Here is a 24,801-nt window from a genome sequence, read left to right as displayed (position 1 = left end):
TAGAGCAACTATATATCATAGTTTTCGCCTTGTTATTACGCTATTTTCTGAGCGCTATAATAGAACACTTATTCAATGCAATTGGTATTGTTCATTATTATTTTTATTAACTATAAAATTAAAAAGGCGAAATGTCTTTAACATTTCGCCTTTGGTTCTTCATGAAAATAGTTTAAAAAGTATATGTTGCTTTAGCGTAGTAAAAGCCACCGTTAATACCAAACGGAGATGTTTCGTAGAACTGACCACCCCAGTTGTTATTAGGGATGCCCGTTGCATCTGCAAAATCAAGTTTTTCAGCATCTTGGTCGAATAAGTTTTGAGCGCCTACAGAGAAGCTAACTGATTCATTTAAGAAGTAAGTTACTTCAGCATCAATAGTGACTGCAGCATCTGCTGTTTTAGCTGTTGCATCATAATCAACGTGAACACCTTGGTATTCGCCGTAGTAGTTTGCACGAGCAAATGCAGAAACTGATTCCCATTGTTGAGACAATGTGAACGTTGCACGATGATTAGGTAAATCTTCTTCTAAACGCTTAACTTTAAACGCACCTGTAATTTCACTAAATTTAGTTACTTCAGTATCATTCCAGTTATATGCAAGGCTAAATGTAGAGCTACCGCCCATTAATTCAGCTGTATAGTTTGCAACTAAATCGATACCTTGTGTTGTTGTGTCAAAGTCATTTGTAAAAAAGCTTACCTGAGCAAGGCCTTGTACATTAGGTACTCCTGCTGCTGCAAGGGTATCTTTATCTGCTTGGCTTAAGTTGATTTTATCTGATTGGCTAATACGGTCATCTACTTGGATGTTGTAGTAATCAAGCGTTAAAAATAATTCGCCAATTGTGTATACAGCACCAAGCGTATAACTTTGCGATTCTTCCGGCTCAAGCTCTGTACCACCTAATTGCACTGCAATTGGGTTTGTTGGTGGAAGAAGCGCTGAATCTTGTAATACACCGCCATCTAAACTTGTTTGTACATTACTTACGTTAGCTTGACCAACCGTTGGTGCACGGAAACCACTGCTTACAGAACCACGCACGTTTAAGTCTTCAGTTAAATGGTATTGAGCCATTACTTTGTAGTTAGTGGTAGTGCCAAAGCTGTCGTAGTCTTCAAATCGAAGTGCTACGCCCATTAAAAAGTCTTCAGTAAACGGTGCTTCAACATCAACATATGCTGCATAGTTACGGCGAGAAAATTCACCTGCTTGTGATGGTTTAAAACCAGGGAAACCATTAGAGCCAATACCAAAACCTTGTGCTGTTAAAGGGCCTGCAGTGTAAGATTCTTCATCACCAGAGACGATAGTAAATGTTTCTTCATGCCATTCAAAACCACCGGCAATGTTTACATCATAAGCTAAACCAAAGTCGATACCTTTTGATAAATCAAAGTTAAAGTTCTTCTCTAGTTGTTCGTATTTACCCGGGCTGAAGTCTCGTGGTGTATCTGCACCTAAAGAGGCATTAACCGTGTCGTAAATAAAGTAACGTGATTCATTTAAGCCAACAGTACCGCTTAAGTCATAGTAAGTATCTTTTAATAAGCCACCAGTGAATCGACCTTTAGTACCAATAGTTAAAGAAGTATCAGTAATGTTGCCGCCAAAGTTAGGTGTAAAGCCACCTGGAAGCATCTCATTAAAGGCAAAACAATCTGGGTTGTTTGCTACACCATTTATGTAAGCAGGATCATCTAGTACATTGCCGTCTGTTATTGTGATAGTTGGACAGTTAGCACTCATATCAGGTGTTGTGTCGGCAACAAGTAATGTTTCGCCACCATCATTTGAGTAAACACCAGAACGTGTTTGCGGATTACGGTAATAAAAACCGCCACGTACATCACGTTCAGAGTAGTTACCAAACATGTAAAATTCAGAGTCGTTTGTTAGCTCTAAACCCACATTACCAAAAATAGTAATATCGTCATCTACTTCTGGTGCACCCCATACTTGTGCAAGAGAAGATACTTCAGGCACACCGGCAGCTGAAAGTGCTGCAGCATCGGCACGTTGAACTGAACGACTTGTTGCATCAGCTGTTTTATATTGAAAGCTTAAATTAGCAAAACCATTGTCGGTAAACGGTAAACCTACGTTACCCGACACTTGTGTTGTATCGCCATCACCTTCATAAAATTGACCATGGCGGATTTCTAATTTACCACCTTCTGAAGCGTCTTTTAGTTGGAAATTCATTACACCGGCGATTGCATCAGAACCATACTGCGCAGCCGCGCCATCGCGAAGTACTTCTACTTGTTTAATCGCAATGCTTGGAATAACTGAAATATCTGCGCCTTGCGCGCCATCGTTAATACCACCGCCTAAAAATGCGATTACAGAAGCACGGTGACGACGTTTGCCGTTTAAAAGAACCAATGTGCTGTCTGACGGTAAACCACGTAAGTTAGCTGGACGAACAAGAGAAGCCGCATCACTGATAGGGTTTTGGTGTACGTTAAACGATGGTACTGCACCTTTTAAAAGTTCAAGCATGTCAGTGTTACCTGACTTTTCAAGCTCTTCGCCGCCAATAATGTCGATTGGAACCGGTGAGTCACCTATTGAACGAGGAGCTGAACGCGTACCTACTACGGCAATTTTCTCAACGTTTTTATTTACTTTAGTTTGTTCCTGCTCGTCTGCCGCAATAGCAGATCCAGAAATAAATAACCCTGCAGTGGTTGTAGCTAAAGCAAATTTGATTGCTTGGTTTAGCGCATTACTTTTTAATTTCATTCTAATTTTCCCCAGTTAGAATAATTCTTATTTTTGATGTGAATTTCACATCATTTGTTTTTAACTTAATTTTTTGTTTCACATAAGTTTGAGGTTTTAGCTCAAAAGCCTAATCAATTAAGCTTACTTTTTGTGAAGTCCTATCTACAGACTATAGATAAAAAACAGGAAGGGCAATTACTAATTAACCGTTTGATAACAAAAAGATTCAATTTAAGAAAAAATGCAACAGTGGTGCAAAGTAAAACTAAAACGAACTAAATAAGTGCAAATAAGGCTATTGAGGGGAATATTAATGCGCTAACTGCATTTAAATGTTATTTATTTGTATCTTTTTTTATGGGGTTTTCAATGTTTTGTGCGTACCGCCAAGCTGCTAATTTTTCTTTGTATTCATCCCATACGCAGGGACAGCAACTGCCACCACCGCAACATTCATCAGATTTTGGTTTTTCAGGTTTTTGCGGTAATTGATTTGTTATATTCTGCATTGTTGTATGTATTTAATACTAATTTGGTGCAAAGGGTAAGTTAAAGGGTGTTGAAAGTAAATTATTCTTTGTGAACCTGTGCTGCTGTGTGAAAATAAAAGTTATGCGATTATATAAAGTTATTCACCGTGCACCTTGGCGGGTAGTTAAAATTAGTAAAAAACGCCAACAGCTGCGTTTTCGCCGTGCTATGGTGGCGCTTAAAATCGCACTCGCCCAAGAAAAACAAGAAACTAAAGAAATGCTCTCTATTTATAGGCGTTACACTCAAGGCCACACAAGTAAAGAAGAGTTAAAACGCGCAAATGAGCAATTTGTTGATATTTTAAAAGGGTTAGGGCTCGGTGTATTTGCTGTATTACCTTTTGCTCCGCTTACAATTCCTTTAGTTGTTAAATTAGGGAGTTTGGTGGGAGTTGATGTACTGCCAAGTTCGTTTAATATGAACAAATCTATTAAAGAACTAGATGCTAAAATAGATCAAGAAAATCAAAAGCAAGAATCTAAAAACAGCTTAAAAAAGTAGCTAAAATCCCTTCAAATTAGCGATACCTTTTAGGTGCGCTTATTGATATGCTCTTAAGTACCATTTTTATATTATATGAGCTTTTTAATGAGTGCATTACTACGTCATACATCTTCTGGTATTCCTTTATCTTTTATTCTTAAAAACGAATTATCTGACTGGCAAGCACAGCAGCCTGCATTTATACAAAATTGGTTAACTAATACAGGTTTTGAAAAGCAAGGTGTTGCTTTAATTCCTGATGCTAAAACGGGCGAGTTAAGCCAGGTATTTTGTTTAATGCAAAGCAGCGATGATTTTTGGGCTGCGGGTAATTTAGCAAATACACTTCCTACAGGTACTTATCAAATTCAAGGCGACAGCGCTTTTGTAGAGCAGGTTGCTTTAGGGTTTGTACTTGGTGGTTACGAATTTAGTGAATACAAAGAAAAACCAACAGCAAAGGCGCAATTAGCCATTAGCGATAAAGCGTTATATGAACGCATTAGCCAACAAGCTGATGCCATTACACTTGCACGTGATTTAGTTAATACTCCAGCGGTAGATATGATGCCGCAACATTTATCGCAAGTTATGGAAGATTTAGCTGCAACTTACAATGGCGAATTTTCACAGTGGGTTGGCGATGAGTTACTAGAGCAAAACTACCCGACTATTCATATGGTGGGTCGTGCAAGCGAAAATAAACCGCGTTTACTTGATTTAAAATGGGGCGCGACAGATGCTCCATTAATTACGCTAGTCGGTAAGGGCGTATGTTTTGACTCAGGCGGACTTGATTTAAAACCAAGCTCTGGTATGCGTAACATGAAAAAAGACATGGGCGGCGCGGCGCATGTAATTGCACTAGCGCAGCTTATTATGGCAGCTAACTTACCAATTAGATTACGTGTACTTGTACCAGCGGTTGAAAATGCAGTATCGCGCAATGCATTTCGCCCAGGCGATGTTATTAAAACGCGCAAAGGTATTATGGTCGAAATTGATAATACAGACGCTGAAGGCCGCTTAGTATTGTGTGATGCATTAAGCGAAGCGCAAAACGATAATCCTGAGCTAATTATTGATTTTGCTACCCTCACGGGTGCATGTCGTGTTGCACTGGGCACGGAGCTTCCGGGCTTTTTCTCAACAGAGCGCGATGTAGCAAATGGGATTATTGACGCCGGTTTAAGTGTACATGACCCTGTTTGGCAACTTCCGTTGTTTGAGCAATACAAAAGCTTACTAAAAAGTGATGTAGCCGATATGGCAAATTGCGCAAGCACACCGTTTGGTGGTGCTATTACCGCAGCGCTTTACTTAAAAGAATTTGTTGAACCAACAACACCGTGGGTACACTTTGATGTAATGGCATGGAACTTACGTGCATTACCAGGTCGTCCAACGGGTGGTGAAGCATTAGGTATTCGTGCTGTATTTAACTACTTACAAAATCGTTTTAATAAGTAAGTTTTTAATTCAATAGTAAGAACTTGAGCTTTATGAGCTTTAAACCTCATAAAGCTCAAGTGGCAAGTTATCTGGATCGGCAAAAAAGGTAAACTTTTTGCCGGTTATTTCATCCACTCTAATATCCTCAACTTTTACGTCGCACGACTCTAAATACGTTTTTGCAATCTGTACATCCGCTACCTTAAAAGCTAAATGTCTTAAGCCTTGTGCTTCGGGATAGCTGGGTCTTTCGGGCGAACCATCAAACGAAAATAGCTCTATTTGGCTACCATCGGGCATGGCTAAATCTAATTTATATGAATTACGATCAGCTCTAAAGTGCTCATTAATAACGTTAAGTTTAAGTACATTGCTATAAAAGTGTTTAGAACGTGCATAGTCACTACAAATTATAGCAGCGTGATGAATACCTAAAAGTTTCAAATTTAATTCCTTAAAAAGCAAAAACGCACTTAAATAAGTGCGTTTTAAATGTGGCTTATTACATGTTGTGCTAGCTTTGCTCGGCTTCTTTACATGCTTTAACGGCCGGTGCTACAAGCTCTAAACCTGTTTGATCACATGGTGGTAAAGCAGCATCGCTAACACTAATAGGCGTTACACGTTCGCCCCATTTTATGTAACTTGCAGCCCACGTAAGGCCTGCACCAAATGCTGCAGACATAATGTTTGAATGCGGTTTAATTAACCCTTGCTCAACCGCTTCACATAACGCAATAGCAATAGTCGCAGCAGAGGTATTGCCATACTCACCAATGTTAACCATTACTTTTTCGTCAGGTACTTTTAAGCGATGCTGAATAGCCTGAATAATACGTAAGTTAGCTTGGTGTGGAACGAGTACATTAATGTCGTCAAGGCTTAAGTTGGCCTGTTGTAGTACGTTGTCGCAGGCTTCACTCATACCTTTTACAGCACGTTTAAAAATTTCACGGCCTTCAAATAATAAATCAGAAGGACCAATTGGCTCATACTTATTTAAATCGCTACCAAAGTTGGTGATGTGTAAAATATCGCGGTCTTCGCTGTCACAACCGGTTTTGGTACCAAGTAAACCCGCTGGCGTATCGGCAGCTTCAAGTATTACTGCACCTGCGCCATCGCCAAATAAAACAGCGCTGTCGCGACGTGCCCAGTTTACATACCAGGTCATACGTTCAGCGGCAATGACGACTGCTTTTTTGATCATACCCGCTTGAATTTGTGCTGTAGCAGCTTGCAATGCATATAAAAAGCCCGAACATGCCGCGTTTGTATCCATTGCGGCAGCGCCTGTTGCACCAATGTTTTTTTGCACTTGTGAGGCGGTATTTGCCACAACAGTAGAAGGTGTACAGGTCGCTAATATCACTAAATCAATATCTTTAGGATCAATGCCTGCGCACGCAATAGCATGCTTAGCAGCAACGGTTGCCAGCTCAGCGGTACTTACATGACTCACTCGGCGAGATTTAATGCCAGTACGCGTGGTTATCCACTCGTCGGTGGTATCAACTATTTCACTAATTTCATCGTTGCTAATGCTTGCTGGTGGAATGCATTTACCCCAACCAGTGATATGTGCGTAAGGCATAGTATGTTCTCTTAAGGTGGTCTGACATGTATTACTAATGGGTGAGTTATACCAAAAAACGGCTTTCAAGACTAGTTTATAGCATGTTTTGTATCGTAAATATTCGCAATTACAGGTTATTTAAGGTAATGCTAGTATAAAAAAGGAGCAAGTATGAAAACAACACTAATAACAACATTCACTTCAATAACGCTGGCATTAATAACAAATGGGGCTTTTGCTCAACAGCATAAAATTATTTATGCGGGCAGTTTACTTGCATCCGAAGATCAAAAAGTAAAAACAGAGCAAACGTTAGTCATCACAGATAATACAATAACAGCCATTAAAAACGGCTACCTCACAAAAGCAGAACTTAACCTACCTGATGCCGATATTATCAATCTTAAAAATCAATTTGTAATGCCTGGTCTTATTGATATGCATGTTCACGTAACGTTTGAGCGAGATGCTAAAGCAAACCCTCACCGCTGGGCAACAGAATATGACGCCGATTATGCTTTGCGCTCAATTAAATATTTACAACGTACGCTCGATGCAGGTTTTACATCAGTGCGAGATTTAGGTAGCGATCACAAAGTTATATTTCCGCTAAAACGTGCTATTGAGCGAAATGATATTAACGGCCCTCGCATTTTTGCAGCGGGTAATACAATATCGCCTACCGGCGGACACGCAGATATGCACGGATATCGAAAAGATATTACAGATGCGGTTACAGGCGGGATTGGTATATGTAATGGCGCGGATGATTGTAGCCGTGCGGTACGCGAGGTAATTAAAAGTGGTGCTGATGTAATTAAAATTACTGCCACGGGTGGAGTACTAAGTAATACTGCTGCTGGTGTTAACCAACAACTTACAGATGCAGAGCTGATTGCAATTGTTGATACGGCTCACCACTTAGGACGTAAAGTTACAGCCCATGCACACGGTACACAAGGTATAAAAGCGGCCTTAAAAGCCGGTGTAGATTCTATTGAGCATGGCTCTTATTTAGATAAAGAGGCAATAAAGTTATTTAAAAAAACGGGGGCTTATTTAGTACCGACGCTTTTAGCGGGGGCAACGGTAAGTGAAGAGGTGCTTACAAACCCAAATATGCCACCGGCAATAGCCGACAAAGTGCGTGAAGTGACCCCAAAAATGCAGGCTTCGTTTAAACTTGCATTGAAAAACAAGGTTAATATAGCTTTTGGAACAGACTCTGGGGTGTCGCGTCATGGGCTTAATGCTAATGAATTTAGTTTAATAGTAAACAATGGAATGAGCAAAGCCCAAGCTATTAAATCAGCAACCATACATGCAGCTAAACTGCTGGGGCAAAGCGCACTCATTGGCGACTTGAGTGTTGGTAAACAAGCAGATATTATCAGTGTGAATGGCTCACCGCTTAAAAATATCGACGTACTTAAAAACGTGCAATTTGTTATGAAAGCTGGGCAAGTTTATAAACAATAGGGAAGGTTATGAGCAGCAAAATAAAAGTGTCGTTGTTTAATCATTTGATTGACGCTGAGCGCCAGTTACTAGACCCAGAAGTTCGCCAATCTGAGCGCGCATTAGATGCTTTACTCGATGATGAATTTATCGAAATTGCTGCCAATGGCACTACATTTAATAAATACCAAGTACTTACCCGCTTACCTACCGAGGTTGTGCCACAGTTTTATAATCAGCATTTTAAGGGCCGAATGCTGAGCGATGATGTAGTGCAACTTAGTTACCAAGCTGCTTTTAGGCGCTCTGCTCGCGCTGAGTTTAATTATTCATTGCGTATGTCGCTTTGGCGTAAAAGTAATGAACAATGGAAAATGGTGTTTCACCAAGGAACGCCTTGTGCGCCGTTTTCAATTTCGATGGATGATGATTAAAAATCATATAACCGTTAAAATAACCTTATTAAACATTTGATTGGGCAATAACCTGTTGTTAATGCGTACCGACCCCACCATTAGTCGATTATTAATGCTGCGAAGCGGCGCTATTGCCGTGCAATTAATTGCGGTACTTAGCGTTTATTTTTTACTAGAACATCAAATTGCATTACTGCCTTTACTTATTGTTATTGCCGTTGAGGCTGTGTTTCAGCTTATTAGCCTATTTGCTTATCGTAATGTGAGTCGTGCTAAACCTTTGGGTATGTTGATGCAGCTAACTGCAGACGTATTATTTTTAACGGTTTTGCTCTCACTAAGCGGCGGTGCAACTAATGCATTTGTTTCGTTATTATTGCTCCCAATAATGATCGCTGCTGTTACGCTGCGAGAAAAAGGATTAGCTTATATTGCGGTATTAGCCATTGCCGCATACAGTTTGCTACTTATAAAGATGCCCGATCACAGTATGCATCAAATGAATATGAGTGGTCACTTTATTGGCATGTGGGTTAATTTTGTTTTAAGTGCCAGCGTAATTGCACTTGTTATTGGCGCAATGAGCAGGGCACTTAAAGAGCGAGAGCGAATTATTGCAAACGTGCGTGAAAAACAATTGCGTAATGAACAGCTTGTTACCCTTGATGGGGCTGCTGCACAAATCACCCATCAACTAGCGACCCCAATTGCAAATTTACAGCTATTGTTTGAAGAGTTATTAGAAGAGCAACCAAACAACCCCATTGTTAAGCACATGCAAGCGCCGCTTACTCAGTGTAGTACGCAGCTTAACGACTTTAGAAAACTCTCAGAGCAATTACGTCTTAAAAATTCGCAAGAGCATACCACCGTAAAGCAACTGCAAACGCAAATTACAGATACGCTTTTACTGCAATACCCTGATCAGCACATTAAATGGATTACGCCACCTATTGCGGCAACGCTATTGAGTGATGCGATGTTATTGCCTGCTATTTTAAATTTACTGCAAAATGCCGCGCTCGCTAATCAAAAACAAGGCCAAACTCAATTAGAGCTGAGTTGGCAGCAAGATAGCTTACATAGTGAGTGCGTTTACTTGTTAATTCGCGATTTTGGCCGTGGCTTTTCATCATCGCAATTAGCAGAGCTGGGTGGTCAACTTATGCCAAGCGTTCAAGGAATGGGGCTTGCTGTGCTTTTATCAAACGTTACTTTTGAGCGTTTAAATGGCTCACTTACCTTGTTTAACCATGCAGATGGCGGCGCTGTCGCCAAAGTTAAACTTGCTATTGTAAACACTGAGAATAACGCCTCATGAAGTTACTTATAATTGAAGACGACATAAATTTAGCCAGCACACTGGCAAGGCGCTTAACTAAACAAAGCTTTACCTGTGAGGTGGCGCATAACCAAAGTGATGCGTTACTTGCTGCGCGTAAATTATTGCCCGACTTTGTTTTATTAGACATGAAACTAGGCGACGATAACGGACTGACACTAATAAAGCCGCTGCGTAGTTTGCTCCCCCAAACTCATATTGTTTTACTAACTGGGTTTGCAAGTATTGCAACCGCAGTAGAGGCAATGCGGTTAGGTGCAAACGATTACCTTACTAAGCCGGTTGATATGGCAACATTATTAAAAGCGCTTAACACCGAGCCTGTGGCATTGGCATCGAATGTTATTGATGATGCGGTTATGTCGCCGGAGCGCTTAGAGTGGGAGCATATTCAACAAGTATTACACAGTAATAATGGCAATGTGTCGGTTACCGCGCGGCAACTTAATATGCATAGGCGTACTTTGCAGCGCAAGTTACAAAAAAAGCCGGTGCAACAGTAATTTAGTACTTAATTTAAGGAAAGTGTTATGAGCGATGATGCAGCAGCACTCATGCAAAATCAAAAAATTATATTATTTGATGCGCAATGTAAGCTGTGCAGCGCGTGGTGTAATTTTATTATTGCTCACGATAAAAATACTATTTTTAAATTATGCAGCGTGCAATCTCCAAAAGGAGAACTGTTGTTAACGCATTTTGGTTTTTCAACAACTGAATATGCCTCAATGGTGCTTGTTGAAAATGGTAAAGCATTTACACAAAGCCATGCTTTTTTTAATGTTGTTAAGCAGCTAGGTTACCCATACAAGTTAGCAAACGTATTTAGTATTTTGCCAAATAGTTTTAATAATTGGTTATACGATAGGGTTGCTTTAAACCGCTATACCTTATTTGGAAAATATCAGTATTGCAGAATTCCCAACCCAGATAATGCTAAACATTATTTATAAATTAGGCGTTAATACACTGCAGTATAAGTAGATGCTAGGTTTATGAGGTTGTGTTAAAATCGCCGCGTTTAATTTTAGCTAACGGTATAAAAGGCTTTTTTCATGGCAAACACAGCACATGCACTTCACATTTTGGTAAAGCACAAAGAGATTGCAGAAGATATTATTAAGCAATTAGGTAAAGGTGCAAAGTTTCAGACCTTAGCTAAAAAATACTCATCATGCCCATCGGGTAAAAAAGGCGGTGACTTAGGTGAATTTAGACGCGGACAAATGGTCCCTCAGTTTGATAAAATTGCATTTAAAGGCGCAATTTTAGAACCCCACCTAGTTAAAACTAAATTTGGCTGGCATGTAATTAAAGTACTTTATCGTACTTAGTTTATTTAAACTGTTTAGCGATTAACGCGTCTTAGCAAGCGTCTATTTCATCACCTATCCTAAATTTACACTTTGACGAACTAAGAATTAGGATGGGTGTCATCTTAGTTTATTGCCTTAGGAACTTCAGCCACAGTTGTTACAAATCCTTCTGGATGGATAGGACACTTGGCCGGTGATTTATTAGGCTGTCTGCGTAAAATAGGTGCCTGTCTTGCTTAATATCTACCACAGTTCGATAAGGTTGCATTTAAAGGCGAAATTTTAGAGCCCCACCTAGTTAAAACTAAATTTGGCTGGCATGTAATTAAAGTACTTTATCGTACTTAGTTTACTTTTAAGTAAAGAAGTAACCTTCGCTGTATAGAAAAAGGCTGCAATGTGCAGCTTTTTTTAGTTTTAGTTAGTTATTATTTTGCTAAATTAAAATCTATAGTCATTTCTAAGTCTTCATCAACTACCGCAATACCATTAACTACTTTAGGTGCGTAACGCCATTTAGAAAGAGAGCGAATCGCTGCTTTATCAAAAATTTTCACAGGCTCAGCTTTAATCACTTTAATATTAACTGGCTTACCAGATGTATCTACATCAAAAGACATTGTCACACTACCTTCAATTTTTTCACGGACACTTTTAATTGGATACTCCGGAGGACTGGGCATTATCAGTGTAGCGTTAGGGCTATCAGGTAGATGTGTTGTCGAACAAGCGGTTAAAAGAAACAGTGACGTCAATGTTGTAATTATATATTTCATTATAAATCCCTTTGTAGGTATTATTATCGATTTGTTAGAGGTCGTTTCTATAATGACACCAAAAGAGATTCAAGGTAAATAATAAATTTGTCTTTTTTGAACTGATGAATATACAAGAAAGGCTGCAATGTGCAGCCTTTCTTAATTTTAAGCTTTATTTGTGTATTAAGCGTCTTGCTTAGCTTCTTCTTCACTAATTTGTTTTAGTGCTTGAATGAATGAGTCGCTTGGTTGTCCGCCAGTAAGTGCATACTTATCGTTTATGATAAACGTAGGTACTGACGTAATACCCATCTGTTTAAAGTTGTCTTGCTCTTGGCGTACGTCTTGTACGTATTTGTCTGAATGTAGAATACCGCGTGCAGTTTCTTTATCAAGACCTACTTTTTCAACAACGTCGAGCAACGCTTCTTCTTGATTTAAGTATTTTAAATCTGTGAAGTGCGCTTCAAAAAAGGCGAGTTTTAGCTTCGTTTGCTTACCTTCTTCACGTGCCCACATTAATAAACGATGCAAATCAAAGCTGTTGATCATGATACGTTTGCCATCAAAATTAAAGGTAAACCCAGCACGCTGACCGGCTTCGAACATGTTTTTACGATTTTCGTCGCCTTGCTCTTCTGTTAGGTTGTACTTTTGCATTAAGTGTTCGTTTAAGTCTTGACCTTCAATTGGCATATCTGGGTTTAGTTCAAAAGGATGCCACGTAATATCTGCGCTCATTTCGTCTTTGAGTTGCTCTAGTGCAGTTTCTAGGTTTTTATAACCCACTACACACCAAGGGCACATTACGTCTGAAACGATATCAATTTTAAAGTTTTTCATATTTATCCTTTTGAGGATTGCTTTGGTATAACAGGGGATATTGGGATGAACTGCACTTTATCAATGCCAAACTAAAAAGAGCAGCTAAGCAGCTGCTCTTGAAGGTATTCAGTTTTAAGCGTTAAGGCCAAATGGGTCGTCAATACTATAACTTGGTTGTGTAAACCAATGAGGGCCGTTGTCGGTCATGTAAAAATGATCTTCTAAACGCACGCCAAATTCATCGGGTATAACTAACATTGGCTCGTTACTAAAGCACATGCCTGGGGCAAGTAGGGTTTTATCACCGCCAACTAAGTATGGCCATTCGTGAATATCTAGCCCAATACCGTGACCCGTTCGGTGTGGGCAACCCGGTGTTTGGTACTGCGGGCCTAGCCCTTGCGCTGCTAAATAGTTACGTGCGCCCGCGTCAACGTCTTCGCACGTAGCACCAATTTTAGCTGCATTAAACGCGGCCATTTGTGCTGCTTTTTCATGATCCCAAAACATCCGTTGGCGCATTGTTGGTTCGCCAAATACATAGGTACGGGTTATATCTGATAAGTAATCGTGTACTTTACAGCCAGTATCAATTAGTACCATATCGCCTTTTTTAAGTATTTGGGCATCTTTAACACCGTGCGGGAAAGACGTTGCAACACCAAATAAAACAATACAAAAATAGTTACCTGGTGCACCTACTTTTTGGTGTGCTTGCTTAATAAAAGCTTCTACTTCGGTGGTGGTTATTCCCTCATAAAGCATGCTTGCTGTGGCTTGATGTACGGCTAAGGTCATGTCCATCGCGCGTTGCATTAAGCTAAGTTCATGAACTGATTTATGCATACGGCAATGCGCCGTTACAGGTTGTGCATTTATGAGGGTTAAACCCATTTGTGCTTTATTAATGCCGTCGAATATAAAAAATTGTGCGCTTTCATCAATGCCAATAGTTGCGTTTTCATTAATATTTAACTTTTTTAATACTTCGACAAAAAGTGCATAAGGATTTTCGTGCTCTTGCCACCCATGAATAGGCCCATCTATTACTTTAAACCCGTTTAGTGAACCAATTTCGAAATAAGGCGCAATGTACTGTACTTCACCAAGGGCGGGTAATATCGCGCCAACCATACGTTCGCTCGCGTACCATTTCATGCCTGTAAAGTAGGTAAGGTTGGTGCCAGCGTTTAAATAAATTGCATCTATGTTGTTTGCTAGCATATACGCTTGAGCCTTGGCTATGCGCTCTAAATGTTCGTCAGCTGCGATAGGGGTCAGCGTTTGCGTCATGTTACTTAGGCTTGCCAGCGCTTGCTCGCTTGATTGTGTACCAATACCGATGGTGGTCATATTTTTCTCCTTGGATTTTTAGCTAGTGTGATTAATACCAAGGTAAAATTCAATGTTATGCGATAAGAGGCTATTAGTTTATAGCCTCTTAAAATGGCATATTATTTTTTAGCGTAAGGTAAACGCGTGAGTTTATTACTTGTGTGGTAGCTATCAAGCCCGGTTACTGCCACCGTTTCAATAGCCTGTAAATCTAAAAAGCCATCACTTTGAAGTGCTACTTCATCTAAATACACATCAGTGATTTCACCTATTACAAGCTCTGTGCCATTGATGGCTAAATGTTGGTTTTCTACAAATTTAACCGAGTACTTTAAGCGGCTTTCTTTAACAAAAGGCGCTGCAAAGTCATTTAAATATTCGGTCGTTAAACCTGTCGCTGTAAATTCCGACTCGCCTTTATTGTAGCGGGCTGATGTTTGATGAGCTTGCTTATAAATAGCCTTATTAACCTGGTTAATGGTGTAACTACCAGTTTCGATTATGTTTTCGAACGTATGGCGAGGCACGCTATTTGGGCGCATTATCATCCCAACTAGCGGCGGGTGAGCACCTAAATGAATAACTGAGCTAACAATGGCGAGATTAGTATTGCCTTGTTTGTCTTGCGTGCCAATTAAGTTGGCGCTTTTAAAACCCGAAAGCGAATTAATTAAATGAGTACGGGTATGTTTTTCAAGTGCGTTTATGCGTTCTTTAGTAAAATGCATTAAAGGTCCTTACCACGGTATGGTTTCGCCTTGCCAATCTAAGTAGGCAGACTCACCATTGAGTTCTAAATGAGGGTTATTAAAAGTAAGTGCAAAAAGCTGCTTGGCTACAAATTCAGCTGTAAAGAGTTTTCCAGCAGGTACGTTTTTTTGAAATGGCTTTGAAAGCGCAGTATCAGTAGTCCCTGGGTGAAATAAAACGAGCTTGGTATTTTTAGCTCTGCGTGCAAGTTCAATCGCTGCGGTTTTAAATAGCATGTTAAGCGCAGCCTTAGAGGCGCGATACGTATACCAACCGCCTAATTTATTGTCGTTAATGCTGCCCACACGCGCACTGAGTGCTGTAATAGTGCACTGCGTTTTGTGTGTTAAAAGAGGCAAAATACTCTGCAAACAAAGTAGGGGAGTTAGGGTGTTTGAATTTAGAAGTTGGCTAAAATACTCAGCGTCTAAATCCTCTAGCTTTTTTTCAGGCATATGGGTTTCGTTGTGCAGTGTACCATTGAATATAATAACTTGTTGTATATCGGCATTTTGCTCTTTCAGGTAATTAGTAACACGCGCTAAACTTTGTTTTGTGTAGTCAGTATGCAGGTGGACAACACTTGAACCAGATTCAATACTTTTTGAACTAATACAAACAATTTGATGAGTAGGCGTGTTTATTTGTAGATGTTCTATATATGCATTTGCTATGGCACTGCTTGCGCCGAATAAAACAATGGTTTTCATTTATCACCTTTTGCTTTTAGTCCACATTGGCCGTTACTGCACTGAGTATTTGGCATTAAAAAGCGACTGATGGGGTGTCGATACTTAGCAAATAACAGGTATCCGCAGTCAGCGAAAAAGCGAATTATTGGCAAGCGAAAAATTTTCAACCAGCTGTGTTTATCCACTATTTTCCATGCTTCGTACGTTACATCAAGCCCGTAAATCATTTCACCTGATTGCTTTTGGGCTTGCAGGTAGTTCATTGCTTTGTCTTTATCAATATACGGGTAGCGTTCACTAAAGTCGCTCGCGTTAAGATCTTCAAGCGTAATTAGATTTTTAGAGTCTGCGTGTTTTAGTTGCTGCATTTCGGTGCTACAAAGTGGGCAGTTTCCGTCGTAAAAAATGATCATGTAATTGCTTTGTGATTATTTTATATATACTTTTTTACGACAAGACATTGCAAATGGATCTATTAAATATCTCTTCATGATGATATTAATAGTGTCCTACGAAACAAAGGAGAATGAGAAATGAGTGAACAATATGCCGCCTTGCGAGGTAATGTAAATTTACTTGGGCAATTACTAGGACAAACTATTAAGGATGCTCAAGGCCAAGCTATTTTAGATAAAGTAGAAGAAATTCGGGCTTTATCTAAATCATCTCGCAGTGGTAATGAAGACGACAGACAAGCGCTAATAGATGTTTTACATGCGCTTAGTGATGAAGAGCTTTTGCCGGTTGCCCGTTCATTTAATCATTTTTTAAACCTTGCTAATGTAGCAGAACAATTTCATACCGTTTCGCGTTTTAATGACGTTGGCCTTGGTCAACAAAACCCTCTCACTCAAACATTAAAAACGTTAGTTACAAAAGCAGAACAAGGCCAGCTAGATAGTAATCATTTGGCCGAAACACTCTCAAAACTCCACATAAACTTAGTATTAACCGCCCACCCAACCGAGGTGACGCGCCGTACTATTATTAACAAACATGTTGAACTAAGTGATTGCTTAGCGTCATTAGAGCGAAAAGATAACTTACCGCTAGAGCGAGACGCTATTTTAAATCGTATTGAACAGCTTATTAGCCAGGCTTGGCATACCGACGACATTCGTCGTTCTCGCCCAACGCCAGTTGATGAAGCTAAGTGGGGTTATGCGGTAATCGAAAACAGTCTTTGGCACGCTGTTCCGCGCTTTTTACGTGAATTTTCAGCCAATGTTAAAGAGCAATTAAGTTTAGAGCTACCAAAAGATTACAGCCCGATTGAGTTCACATCTTGGATGGGTGGAGACCGTGATGGAAATCCATTTGTAACATCGCAGGTTACAGCAGAGGTGCTTGACCACGGTCGTTGGATGGCGCTTAACTTATATATTCAAGATTTAAAAACGTTATGCGCTGAACTCTCTATGTCAGACGCCAGTGATGAGCTTATTGAATTGGCAGGTCAAGACTTTGAACCATACAGAGCGGTGATCAAAAAGCTTAAAAACCAAGTTGCAGAGACTGTGGCTCACCTGGGCGCTAAAATTAAAAATAAGCGTAGCGATTCACAAGATTTAATTACCGATATTAATCAGCTTAAGCACCCTGTAGAGGTCTGCTACCGCTCGTTATTAAAGTGTAATATGAAAGTAGTTGCTGATGGATTATTGCTTGATTTACTGTACCGTATTAATAGCTTTGGCTTGCGTTTAGCTAAACTCGATGTGCGCCAAGACTCGTCTCGTCACAGCGATGTTTTTTCTGAGCTGACTCGTTATTTAGGTTTAGGCGACTACAACCAATGGCAAGAGCAAGATAAACAAGCTTTTTTACTTACTGAGCTTAACTCTCGCAGACCGCTTATCCCAAAACATTGGCAACCAAGCCCTGATGTTCAAGAAGTGCTTGATACCTTTGACGTTATTGCTAAGCAAGACGAACAAACATTTGGCTTGTATATTATTTCGATGGCGCGAACAGCATCAGACATTTTAGCAGTACAATTATTGCTAAAAGAAAGCGGCTGTAGCTTTGATTTACCAGTAGCACCCTTATTTGAAACACTCGACGATTTAAACGCAGGCAGTGATGTAATTACTACATTACTTGATAATGTGTGGTATCGCGGGCACATTAAAAACACCCAAAATGTAATGATTGGTTACTCTGATTCTGCTAAAGATGCCGGCATGATGGCAGCAGGTTGGGCCCAGTACGAAGCAATGGATAAACTAGTACAACTTGCTGATGAACGTGGTATTGAACTTATTTTATTCCACGGACGTGGTGGCACAGTAGGGCGTGGTGGCGCACCTGCTGCACAAGCGCTGCATTCACAACCGCCAGGTTCGTTAAAAGGTGGTTTGCGTGTAACCGAGCAAGGCGAGATGATCCGCTTTAAATTTGGTTTACCCGATGTAGCACTGCAAAGCTTAAATATTTACGCAGGCGCAGTACTACAAAGTAACTTATTACCGCCGCCGGAACCAAAACCGCAGTGGCGCGAAGTAATGAAGCTAATAAGTGAGGAGTCATGTGAACATTACCGTAATGTAGTTCGCCACGATGAAAACTTTGTACCTTACTTCAGAATGGCAACGCCTGAGCTTGAGCTGTCTAAGTTGCCGCTTGGATCGCGTCCTGCAAAACGTAATCCTAATGGTGGCGTTGAAAGCCTGCGTGCTATTCCATGGATTTTTGCGTGGAGCCAAAACCGTTTAATGCTTCCTGCATGGTTAGGTGCGTTAACTGGCTTAAAAGCTGCGCTTAATAAGTACGGCGCAGAAACCCTAAACGAAATGAGCCTACAGTGGCCATTCTTTAGATCGCGCCTAGAAATGCTAGAAATGGTATTTAGTAAAGCCGATTGCTGGTTGAGTGAGCATTACGATAATGCGCTGGTGGAAGATATGTACAAACCATTGGGTGTAACACTTCGTAAAGAGCTTCAAGAAGCGATTAGCTTGGTGCAATCACTTAGCCCACAAAAAAGCCTACTCGCCGAACAACCTTGGATTAAGGAGTCGATTAGTTTACGTAACCCGTACACCGATCCACTTAACCTATTACAGGTTGAGCTTTTACGCCGTGCTCGCTCAGAGGAAAAACGAAACGAAGGTGACATTGATAATGCGTTAATGATCACGATGACAGGTATAGCTGCAGGTATGCGTAATACCGGCTAACACTTTATTTTGTTAGGTATACCTATTGGTATTAAAAGGGAGCACGCGATGTGCTCTCTTTTTTTGCGTTAAATAGGCTGGTATTTAACACCCTAACCTTTTAAACTACTTAGCCATTGAATAATTAAAAAATATTATGGCTTCAGCAACTTTTACTGTACAGCAAGATACAGCACTTACAAATTCGCACATCACATTAAGCGTAGCGCAAACAGCGTCATTACGTAGTCAATTAAAATCACAACGTGGCATATTAAATTCTAATAATATTAAAGCGTTATGCACGCAACTCAATGTGTCTGATGATGTATTACTACAAGGTTTAGTACCTTTAGCTTCTGAGTATGCCGTTGCGCCAGTGTCAGGTTTTCATGTAGGCGCAATTGTTAAAGCACTTGATGAAAAGGGTGAGGTAAACTTTTACTTTGGTGCAAATGTAGAGTTTGATCATCAAGCATTGAGTTTAGTGGTTCATGCAGAGCAATCGGCTATAAATAACGCATGGTTAAACGGCGCTAAAAAAATAGTTAAAATTGCTATTAGCGATGCGCCTTGTGGGTATTGTCGCCAGTTTATGAACGAACTAGCTGATGCGAAAGAGTTTGATATTTTACTTCCTGATCAGCAATTTAAACTTGCTGAATTACTGCCGCATTCATTTGGACCTACCGATTTAGGTAACGAATTTAGCTTATTTAACCCAAAACCACAGCAAGGTAATTTTAGCTTTGATGGCCTTGATGAAACCCTTGCGCGTTTTGCACTTAATGCTTACGTGCCTTACAGCCAAAACTTTAGCGCCGTAAAAATAAGTACATTTAGTGATGGTGACTTTTACGGAAGTTACGCCGAAAATGCAGCTTACAGTCCAAGTTTATCGCCACTACAAAGTGCACTAAGTCAGTTCTTTTTAGCTGGGCTTAGCTTTAACGAAAGTACGGTGAAGGGAATAACATTGCTCGAAACAGCGGGTCGTGAAAACCAGTCGCAAGTGGCAAAAGCTGTACTTGCCAGTTTTACGCATTTACCTGCACTTAAAGTAATTAGCGCACCACTTAAATAGTGGCTTGCATACAATAAAGCACAGCCAGAGCTGTGCTTTATTAAAGCGAGTCATTCTATCGAATTAACTCACTGACTGCTATAACCTGTATTAATCAAGTAATACTTTAGCTGCTTCTAATACTACTGCTACAGATTTACGCTCAATTTCACCGTGGTCTACATTTGGTATTTCTTGGCGAGTACGGTTAACAAGTACGCCTGCTACACATGCTGCTTGTAATCCAAGGGCTGCACACATAGTAAATAATGTTGCCGATTCCATTTCGTAGTTCATCACGCCCAATTTTTGCCACTCTTCGCAGCTACCTTGTAGTGATTTAGGAACGTAACCAGAGTGCGTATCGTAACGCTCTTGCCCTGGGTAGAATGTATCGCTTGATGCAGTAATACCAATATGAAAATCGATATTTAGGTTTTTACATGCTTGTACCATAGCTTGTGTTGCATAAAAGTCAGATACAGCAGGGTAGCTAAGTGGTGCAAAATGTTGGCTAGCTCCATCTAAACGTACAGACGCTTGGCTAATTAAAATTTCGCCTTCGTTAATGTGTGGCTGAATTGCACCGGTTGTACCAATACGTAAAAATTTACGCACGCCAAGTTGTGCTAATTCTTCTACTGCAATCGACGTAGATGGACCACCAATACCTGTAGAACATATAACCACAGAGTGGCCGTTTAATTGACCTAAATAAACATGAAACTCGCGAGTTTGAGCAAGGCAGGTTGGGTTGTCTAGGAATTGTGAAATACGTGCTGCACGATCTGGATCGCCTGGTACAATCGCAAGTTTTGCACCTTTAAGATCGTCAATACATAGTCCTAAGTGAAATACCTTTTCCATAGCTAAGCCTTTTATAATAATTTGTTGTCAATCTAGCATGATTGCTAGAAACGTTTATCAAGTACAGGACGATTGTCCGTTTTGTCTTAACTCTTCCAATAAAGCCTTAATAATTTTAAGGGCTAATTTGATTTATTCACCAACTATGAATATTCACTCAAGTACTTATATACGTAGCCTTGTTGCGCTGTTGACATGTTCAAGCAGACATAATAAGTATCACTCAAGCGCGTAACTACAATTAAAGTGATGATTACAAAGCTTTGCTAATATCAAACAAATTCAATGATTTAAGTTTGTAGTGAACACGTAATAGCTAACGTGTTTACTTATATTAAGCACTGACTTATTTAGCGAAGTGGCATTTATTTGAAGTTTAGGCACTTTTAGTAATTTTGCATAACTAATCAAAACTAATTAGCTACGTACAGAATAAAAACCGAAGGAGTTTATTATGAGCACACAATTTGAAGCATTTAAAAACAAAGTTGAGCACTGTTTGTGCGCACCGGGCGATGGTGTATACACAGTAAATACTGCAAAAGAGCGCAAAGCCGCACTACGTAATAAACTTTACGGACAAACTGAAAACGTTGATAACTTGTGGCGCGAGTCTTTAAACGAATTACCAAACTCACCACATAAAGCCGTTATGTTAGGTATTAGTTCAGACTGTGGCGGTGGGATATTACGCGGAGCAAACTGGGGGCCACTGTTTGTGCGCTCAGCTTTAATTGATCAGCAACCTCAGTGTCATTCGTTTGATTTAGGTGATGTACGTGTAATCCCACATTTACTTCATGACAAATACCTAAATGATGCAACCATTTCTAATTGCCAAAAAGCCTTATATGGTGATGAAGATAACGATTATTACGTAAGCCCGTTATCAATCACTGAAGATGTGTGCGACAGTTTTTACGCAACGTTTAAAGATAAAGGATTATTTGGTATTGGTGGCGATCACTCAATTAGTTACCCACTTACTAAAGCGTACTTAAAAGCAAAACGTGAGCAAGGTAAGCGCACGGCTATTATTCACTTTGACGCGCATACCGATTTACTTGTGGAGCGCTTAGGTATTGATTTATGTTTTGGCTCGTGGTGTACACATATTTTAGAATTTTTACCGGCGCCGCATCATTTAATACAATTTGGTATACGCTCAAGTGGCAAGCCTAAAGCGCATTGGGAAAATACTTTTGGTGTTAAACAGCACTGGGCACATGAAATCATTGAACGCGGCGCAGCAGCGGTTGCTGCCGACGCTATTGCACAGTTAAAAGCCGATAACGTTGATGAAATATACGTAAGCTTTGATATTGATGCACTTGATGCAGAGTTTGCATCTGCCACAGGTACGCCAGAGCATCACGGTTTAACGCCTCAGCATGCGCTTGATATTCTATCAGCCATTGCGGATGAGTTCCCGATTACGGGTGCAGATATGATGGAGATAGCGCCATTTACCGACAGCTCTTTAGTTGGTCAATCAAGCTCTGAGACGACACTTAGAGAAGGCGCTAAAATTTCAGCCTTTTTAATTAGTGCGATGAACAAGTAAGCTGCAGAAGCTATAAAGGCTAGCACTATCAGCGTATAAGTGTGCATTACATAACTAAAAACTAGCAGTTCACAAAGCCTCAGCTATATTTATTAAATACATATAATGAGTTGGTTGAGGCCTCGCTAGATGAAATTGGTGATCTTTTTATTGTTCATTAGCTGTATTAAAGTTAATGCAGCTGAAATTACAATAGTAACGGAAGTATTTCCGGACTTTCAGTATATTAATGAAGATAACAAACTCGTTGGCCGCTCTGTCGATAAAGTTCATAAAGCGCTAGAAGGTACAGGTATAAACTACACTATGTTGGCGCATAGTTGGGCCATATCCTACAATGCAGCGCTACGCGATAAAAACACCTGTATATTTTCGATTGTTCGATTACCTAATAGAGAAAGTAAGTTTAACTGGGTAGGTGAACTGGAAAGCTTTGACTCTGCCATTTATGGTCTAAAATCCAGAGGTATAAAGTTAAACACTCTCAATGATGCTAAAAAATACAAAATAGCAGTACTGCGTGATAACTTTAGTCATCATTATTTGCTTGAAAGGGGCTTTAGTGAAAGCAAGCATTTATTACTCATCGATAGCCTAGATAAAATAGATAAACTCATAAGCACTCGTCACCATATACTTGATTTTGTTATCCTCAACAAAAAGCAATTTAACTATCGAGTTAAAACAGAGCCTAAGCTTGAGTTACTAGAACCATTACTTGATTTAAATACAACTCAGTCTCCGTTATTTTTTGCCTGTAATATAAATATGGATCCGGCTTTAGTTTCTCAATTAAAAGTTGCCTTTAATAAAATTTAAGCACTTTAAACTCACTGTTTTACCTCTTAAATAATTGAAAATTAATAGCTTAAATATATTTCGTAAATATAAATTGCTGCGTTTAAAAAACCGATTATAATCCAGCTGCTTTTTGTTTAAAAAAGCGCTAACTTATTGGAGCGTTAAATGGGTGATTTAATCGGGATTAGCTTATTGATCTTGATCAGTGCGTTGTTTGCTATGTCAGAAATAGCAATTGCAGCGTCGCGTAAAATAAAACTGCGGGTAATGGCAGATGAAGGAAATATAAAAGCAGCAGCGGTATTAAAGCTACAAGAAAATCCAGGGGCTTTTTTTGCCATGATCCAAATTGCACTCAACGCGATTGCGATTTTGGGTGGTATTGTGGGCGAGCAGGCTTTATCGCCTTATGTTGAAAGTGTTTTAGTGCTTTTTTATCAAGGTGCACACTTAGAAAAAATTAGCTTTTTATTCTCATTTTTTACTATTACATCTCTGTTTATCTTGTTCGCCGATTTAATGCCAAAACGTTTAGCGATGATCATGCCAGAAGCTGTCGCTGTTAGAGTCGTTACAATAATGCGCTGGGTAACCTTTGCCTTAACTCCGCTAGTGATGTTTTTTAATGGGGTAACGAACTTTGTGCTGCGCTTATTTAAAGTGCCTGCTGAGCGAGAAGACAACGTTACAACTGAGGACATTGTTGCCATGATGGAAGCGGGTGCTGCATATGGTAGTTTGCAAAAGCAAGAGTATGAATTAATTGGCAATGTGTTTGACTTAGAAGCGCGGTTTTTATCAAGCGTAATGACGCCACGCGATCAAATTGTCTATTTTGATTTAAACGAATCTAGCCATGATATTGCGACCAAAATTATTGATCACCCTCATAATCACTTTTTAGTAGTGTCAGGAAATTTAGATAAATTGCATGGCTCTGTTGAATCTAAAGATATTTTACGACAAGTACTAAAAGGCGAAGCCGCCAATATAAACGATGAGCTGATTGATAAAGATGTTTTTTACTTACCGGAAACATTAAGCCTATCAGAAGCTTTAAATGCGTTTAAAAGCGCAGCAAAGCCATTTGCTGTTGTCGTAAATGAATACGCGCTTTCGGTAGGTATTGTAACGGTAAAAGATTTAATGAAAGGGTTTATGGGTGATTTAATTACTCATCAAGGTGATGAATTAATTATAGAGCGCGATAAAAATTCATGGCTTGTAGATGGGTTAACTCCAATTACCGATTTAGCAAAGGTACTTGATATAGAAGAATTTCCTGATCAGATGCACTATGAAACTGTCGCTGGATTTTTAATTTACAGTATGAAGCGAATCCCTAAACGTGCAGAGCATTTAACTTTTTCAGGCTTTAAGTTTGAAGTTGTTGATGTAGAGGGCATTAGGGTAGAGCAGTTGTTAGTTTCAAGAGTTATTAATCCACAGAACGACAACCCCCTTTAAAAAAGTAAGATAGTCGTTTATATAACTAGCCAAGCTGTTTTTTGCTTGGCTTTTTTGTGTCTATTTAAAAGTTCTGTGCTTAAAATGAGTGGTTATTTCAATCTGTTTAATTGCTTTATTTTCAAACAGCTTTGATTCTATTTTCATCAAATTAACATTAAATGCTACCTAAGGCGTATATTATATTCAATAGTGTAAGTTTGTGTA

Annotated in this window: 24 protein-coding genes and 1 pseudogene; 14 read left to right on the top strand and 11 right to left on the bottom strand. The window is 39.7% G+C overall.

What is annotated here, in order from left to right:
• Positions 1–172: 172 nt before the first annotated feature.
• Positions 173–2,755 (bottom strand): TonB-dependent siderophore receptor, encoded by a 2,583-nt coding sequence (locus tag H5120_RS03730; RefSeq protein ID WP_182673627.1) that lies wholly within the window; start codon positions 2,753–2,755, stop codon positions 173–175.
• A gap of 317 nt (positions 2,756–3,072) precedes the next feature.
• A complete protein-coding gene (locus tag H5120_RS03725; RefSeq protein ID WP_182673626.1) occupies positions 3,073–3,246 on the bottom strand; it encodes an oxidoreductase-like domain-containing protein in 174 nt (57 codons plus the stop codon).
• Positions 3,247–3,349: 103 nt separating this feature from the next.
• Between H5120_RS03725 and H5120_RS03720 the strand changes: the two genes are divergently transcribed.
• Positions 3,350–3,772, top strand: a complete 423-nt coding sequence (locus tag H5120_RS03720) for a hypothetical protein (protein WP_002959004.1) — start codon at positions 3,350–3,352, stop codon at positions 3,770–3,772.
• 87 nt (positions 3,773–3,859) lie between these two features.
• Positions 3,860–5,224: a M17 family metallopeptidase gene (locus H5120_RS03715; protein ID WP_154902923.1), complete on the top strand. Its 1,365-nt coding sequence runs from the start codon at positions 3,860–3,862 to the stop codon at positions 5,222–5,224.
• A 39-nt stretch (positions 5,225–5,263) separates the two neighbouring features.
• Here the strand turns inward: H5120_RS03715 and H5120_RS03710 are convergent, their stop codons facing one another.
• Together H5120_RS03710 and H5120_RS03705 are read right to left on the bottom strand one after the other, a co-directional pair.
• Positions 5,264–5,650, bottom strand: coding sequence for a VOC family protein (locus H5120_RS03710; RefSeq protein ID WP_002959006.1), 387 nt, complete (start codon positions 5,648–5,650; stop codon positions 5,264–5,266).
• A 70-nt stretch (positions 5,651–5,720) separates the two neighbouring features.
• Entirely contained in the window at positions 5,721–6,800 is a 1,080-nt protein-coding gene (locus H5120_RS03705; RefSeq protein WP_182673625.1) for a ketoacyl-ACP synthase III, read from the bottom strand.
• 153 nt (positions 6,801–6,953) lie between these two features.
• On the opposite strand from H5120_RS03705, the gene H5120_RS03700 reads away from it, so the two are divergent.
• The 7 genes and pseudogenes from H5120_RS03700 to H5120_RS03670 all read left to right on the top strand — a co-directional run.
• A complete protein-coding gene (locus H5120_RS03700) occupies positions 6,954–8,261 on the top strand; it encodes an amidohydrolase family protein (RefSeq protein ID WP_182673624.1) in 1,308 nt (435 codons plus the stop codon).
• 8 nt (positions 8,262–8,269) lie between these two features.
• Positions 8,270–8,674: a DUF4440 domain-containing protein gene (locus tag H5120_RS03695; protein WP_024595765.1), complete on the top strand. Its 405-nt coding sequence runs from the start codon at positions 8,270–8,272 to the stop codon at positions 8,672–8,674.
• A 61-nt stretch (positions 8,675–8,735) separates the two neighbouring features.
• Positions 8,736–9,977: an ATP-binding protein gene (locus H5120_RS03690; RefSeq protein WP_182673623.1), complete on the top strand. Its 1,242-nt coding sequence runs from the start codon at positions 8,736–8,738 to the stop codon at positions 9,975–9,977.
• A complete protein-coding gene (locus H5120_RS03685; RefSeq protein WP_002959011.1) occupies positions 9,974–10,501 on the top strand; it encodes a response regulator transcription factor in 528 nt (175 codons plus the stop codon). Before H5120_RS03690 ends, H5120_RS03685 begins: the two co-directional genes overlap by 4 nt.
• A gap of 27 nt (positions 10,502–10,528) precedes the next feature.
• Entirely contained in the window at positions 10,529–10,951 is a 423-nt protein-coding gene (locus tag H5120_RS03680) for a thiol-disulfide oxidoreductase DCC family protein (RefSeq protein ID WP_182671112.1), read from the top strand.
• 102 nt (positions 10,952–11,053) lie between these two features.
• Positions 11,054–11,332 (top strand): peptidylprolyl isomerase, encoded by a 279-nt coding sequence (locus tag H5120_RS03675; RefSeq protein ID WP_002959014.1) that lies wholly within the window; start codon positions 11,054–11,056, stop codon positions 11,330–11,332.
• Between the two features lie 225 nt (positions 11,333–11,557).
• Positions 11,558–11,662: pseudogene (locus tag H5120_RS03670) on the top strand (peptidylprolyl isomerase); the annotation flags it as partial.
• Positions 11,663–11,742: 80 nt separating this feature from the next.
• On the opposite strand, the gene H5120_RS03665 reads toward H5120_RS03670, so the two are convergent.
• The 6 genes from H5120_RS03665 to H5120_RS03640 form a co-directional block, all read right to left on the bottom strand.
• Positions 11,743–12,090 carry an energy transducer TonB gene (locus H5120_RS03665; RefSeq protein ID WP_182671113.1) on the bottom strand — a complete coding sequence of 116 codons (348 nt, stop codon included), beginning with the start codon at positions 12,088–12,090 and terminating at the stop codon, positions 11,743–11,745.
• Positions 12,091–12,255: 165 nt separating this feature from the next.
• Positions 12,256–12,915: a DsbA family oxidoreductase gene (locus H5120_RS03660; RefSeq protein ID WP_002959016.1), complete on the bottom strand. Its 660-nt coding sequence runs from the start codon at positions 12,913–12,915 to the stop codon at positions 12,256–12,258.
• Between the two features lie 114 nt (positions 12,916–13,029).
• A complete protein-coding gene (locus H5120_RS03655; protein WP_138490371.1) occupies positions 13,030–14,250 on the bottom strand; it encodes a Xaa-Pro peptidase family protein in 1,221 nt (406 codons plus the stop codon).
• Positions 14,251–14,351: 101 nt separating this feature from the next.
• Positions 14,352–14,960, bottom strand: a complete 609-nt coding sequence (locus tag H5120_RS03650; protein WP_149593093.1) for a flavin reductase family protein — start codon at positions 14,958–14,960, stop codon at positions 14,352–14,354.
• Between the two features lie 9 nt (positions 14,961–14,969).
• On the bottom strand, positions 14,970–15,692 hold the full coding sequence (locus H5120_RS03645) for an SDR family NAD(P)-dependent oxidoreductase (RefSeq protein ID WP_182673622.1): 723 nt from the start codon (positions 15,690–15,692) through the stop codon (positions 14,970–14,972).
• A complete protein-coding gene (locus H5120_RS03640; protein ID WP_182671116.1) occupies positions 15,689–16,087 on the bottom strand; it encodes a thiol-disulfide oxidoreductase DCC family protein in 399 nt (132 codons plus the stop codon). The genes H5120_RS03645 and H5120_RS03640 overlap by 4 nt, the downstream gene beginning before the upstream one ends.
• 120 nt (positions 16,088–16,207) lie before the next feature.
• On the opposite strand from H5120_RS03640, the gene ppc reads away from it, so the two are divergent.
• Together ppc and cdd are read left to right on the top strand one after the other, a co-directional pair.
• Positions 16,208–18,853 carry a phosphoenolpyruvate carboxylase gene (gene ppc, locus H5120_RS03635; protein ID WP_002959021.1) on the top strand — a complete coding sequence of 882 codons (2,646 nt, stop codon included), beginning with the start codon at positions 16,208–16,210 and terminating at the stop codon, positions 18,851–18,853.
• Positions 18,854–18,989: 136 nt separating this feature from the next.
• Entirely contained in the window at positions 18,990–19,916 is a 927-nt protein-coding gene (gene cdd / locus H5120_RS03630; protein ID WP_182673621.1) for a cytidine deaminase, read from the top strand.
• A 90-nt stretch (positions 19,917–20,006) separates the two neighbouring features.
• On the opposite strand, the gene udp is transcribed toward cdd, so the two are convergent.
• The gene (udp, locus tag H5120_RS03625) at positions 20,007–20,762 is read right to left on the bottom strand and encodes a uridine phosphorylase (RefSeq protein WP_007375563.1); all 756 of its coding nucleotides are present in this window, start codon (positions 20,760–20,762) and stop codon (positions 20,007–20,009) included.
• Positions 20,763–21,216: 454 nt separating this feature from the next.
• Between udp and H5120_RS03620 the strand changes: the two genes are divergently transcribed.
• From H5120_RS03620 to H5120_RS03610, 3 genes are all read left to right on the top strand, one after another.
• The gene (locus H5120_RS03620) at positions 21,217–22,326 is read left to right on the top strand and encodes an arginase family protein (protein ID WP_024605708.1); all 1,110 of its coding nucleotides are present in this window, start codon (positions 21,217–21,219) and stop codon (positions 22,324–22,326) included.
• A 129-nt stretch (positions 22,327–22,455) separates the two neighbouring features.
• A complete protein-coding gene (locus H5120_RS03615; protein ID WP_182673620.1) occupies positions 22,456–23,145 on the top strand; it encodes a transporter substrate-binding domain-containing protein in 690 nt (229 codons plus the stop codon).
• A 147-nt stretch (positions 23,146–23,292) separates the two neighbouring features.
• The gene (locus H5120_RS03610; protein ID WP_002959027.1) at positions 23,293–24,594 is read left to right on the top strand and encodes a hemolysin family protein; all 1,302 of its coding nucleotides are present in this window, start codon (positions 23,293–23,295) and stop codon (positions 24,592–24,594) included.
• Positions 24,595–24,801 lie beyond the last annotated feature (207 nt).

The organism is Pseudoalteromonas sp. SR43-2 (assembly GCF_014163885.1).
Taxonomy (GTDB): domain Bacteria; phylum Pseudomonadota; class Gammaproteobacteria; order Enterobacterales; family Alteromonadaceae; genus Pseudoalteromonas; species Pseudoalteromonas distincta.
The sequence above is the reverse complement of the archived record's forward strand: the minus strand, read 5'-3'. Positions and strand labels throughout refer to the sequence as shown.

Excerpts from the sequence above, each read along its gene's own strand:
- H5120_RS03730 (WP_182673627.1), bottom strand. The coding sequence starts at position 2,755 with ATGAAATTAAAAAGTAATGCGCTAAACCAAGCAATCAAATTTGCTTTA.
- H5120_RS03725 (WP_182673626.1), bottom strand. The coding sequence starts at position 3,246 with ATGCAGAATATAACAAATCAATTACCGCAAAAACCTGAAAAACCAAAA.
- H5120_RS03720 (WP_002959004.1), top strand. The coding sequence starts at position 3,350 with ATGCGATTATATAAAGTTATTCACCGTGCACCTTGGCGGGTAGTTAAA.
- H5120_RS03715 (WP_154902923.1), top strand. The coding sequence starts at position 3,860 with ATGAGTGCATTACTACGTCATACATCTTCTGGTATTCCTTTATCTTTT.
- H5120_RS03705 (WP_182673625.1), bottom strand. The coding sequence starts at position 6,800 with ATGCCTTACGCACATATCACTGGTTGGGGTAAATGCATTCCACCAGCA.
- H5120_RS03700 (WP_182673624.1), top strand. The coding sequence starts at position 6,954 with ATGAAAACAACACTAATAACAACATTCACTTCAATAACGCTGGCATTA.
- H5120_RS03695 (WP_024595765.1), top strand. The coding sequence starts at position 8,270 with ATGAGCAGCAAAATAAAAGTGTCGTTGTTTAATCATTTGATTGACGCT.
- H5120_RS03690 (WP_182673623.1), top strand. The coding sequence starts at position 8,736 with ATGCGTACCGACCCCACCATTAGTCGATTATTAATGCTGCGAAGCGGC.
- H5120_RS03685 (WP_002959011.1), top strand. The coding sequence starts at position 9,974 with ATGAAGTTACTTATAATTGAAGACGACATAAATTTAGCCAGCACACTG.
- H5120_RS03680 (WP_182671112.1), top strand. The coding sequence starts at position 10,529 with ATGAGCGATGATGCAGCAGCACTCATGCAAAATCAAAAAATTATATTA.
- H5120_RS03675 (WP_002959014.1), top strand. The coding sequence starts at position 11,054 with ATGGCAAACACAGCACATGCACTTCACATTTTGGTAAAGCACAAAGAG.
- H5120_RS03665 (WP_182671113.1), bottom strand. The coding sequence starts at position 12,090 with ATGAAATATATAATTACAACATTGACGTCACTGTTTCTTTTAACCGCT.
- H5120_RS03660 (WP_002959016.1), bottom strand. The coding sequence starts at position 12,915 with ATGAAAAACTTTAAAATTGATATCGTTTCAGACGTAATGTGCCCTTGG.
- H5120_RS03655 (WP_138490371.1), bottom strand. The coding sequence starts at position 14,250 with ATGACCACCATCGGTATTGGTACACAATCAAGCGAGCAAGCGCTGGCA.
- H5120_RS03650 (WP_149593093.1), bottom strand. The coding sequence starts at position 14,960 with ATGCATTTTACTAAAGAACGCATAAACGCACTTGAAAAACATACCCGT.
- H5120_RS03645 (WP_182673622.1), bottom strand. The coding sequence starts at position 15,692 with ATGAAAACCATTGTTTTATTCGGCGCAAGCAGTGCCATAGCAAATGCA.
- H5120_RS03640 (WP_182671116.1), bottom strand. The coding sequence starts at position 16,087 with ATGATCATTTTTTACGACGGAAACTGCCCACTTTGTAGCACCGAAATG.
- ppc (WP_002959021.1), top strand. The coding sequence starts at position 16,208 with ATGAGTGAACAATATGCCGCCTTGCGAGGTAATGTAAATTTACTTGGG.
- cdd (WP_182673621.1), top strand. The coding sequence starts at position 18,990 with ATGGCTTCAGCAACTTTTACTGTACAGCAAGATACAGCACTTACAAAT.
- udp (WP_007375563.1), bottom strand. The coding sequence starts at position 20,762 with ATGGAAAAGGTATTTCACTTAGGACTATGTATTGACGATCTTAAAGGT.
- H5120_RS03620 (WP_024605708.1), top strand. The coding sequence starts at position 21,217 with ATGAGCACACAATTTGAAGCATTTAAAAACAAAGTTGAGCACTGTTTG.
- H5120_RS03615 (WP_182673620.1), top strand. The coding sequence starts at position 22,456 with ATGAAATTGGTGATCTTTTTATTGTTCATTAGCTGTATTAAAGTTAAT.
- H5120_RS03610 (WP_002959027.1), top strand. The coding sequence starts at position 23,293 with ATGGGTGATTTAATCGGGATTAGCTTATTGATCTTGATCAGTGCGTTG.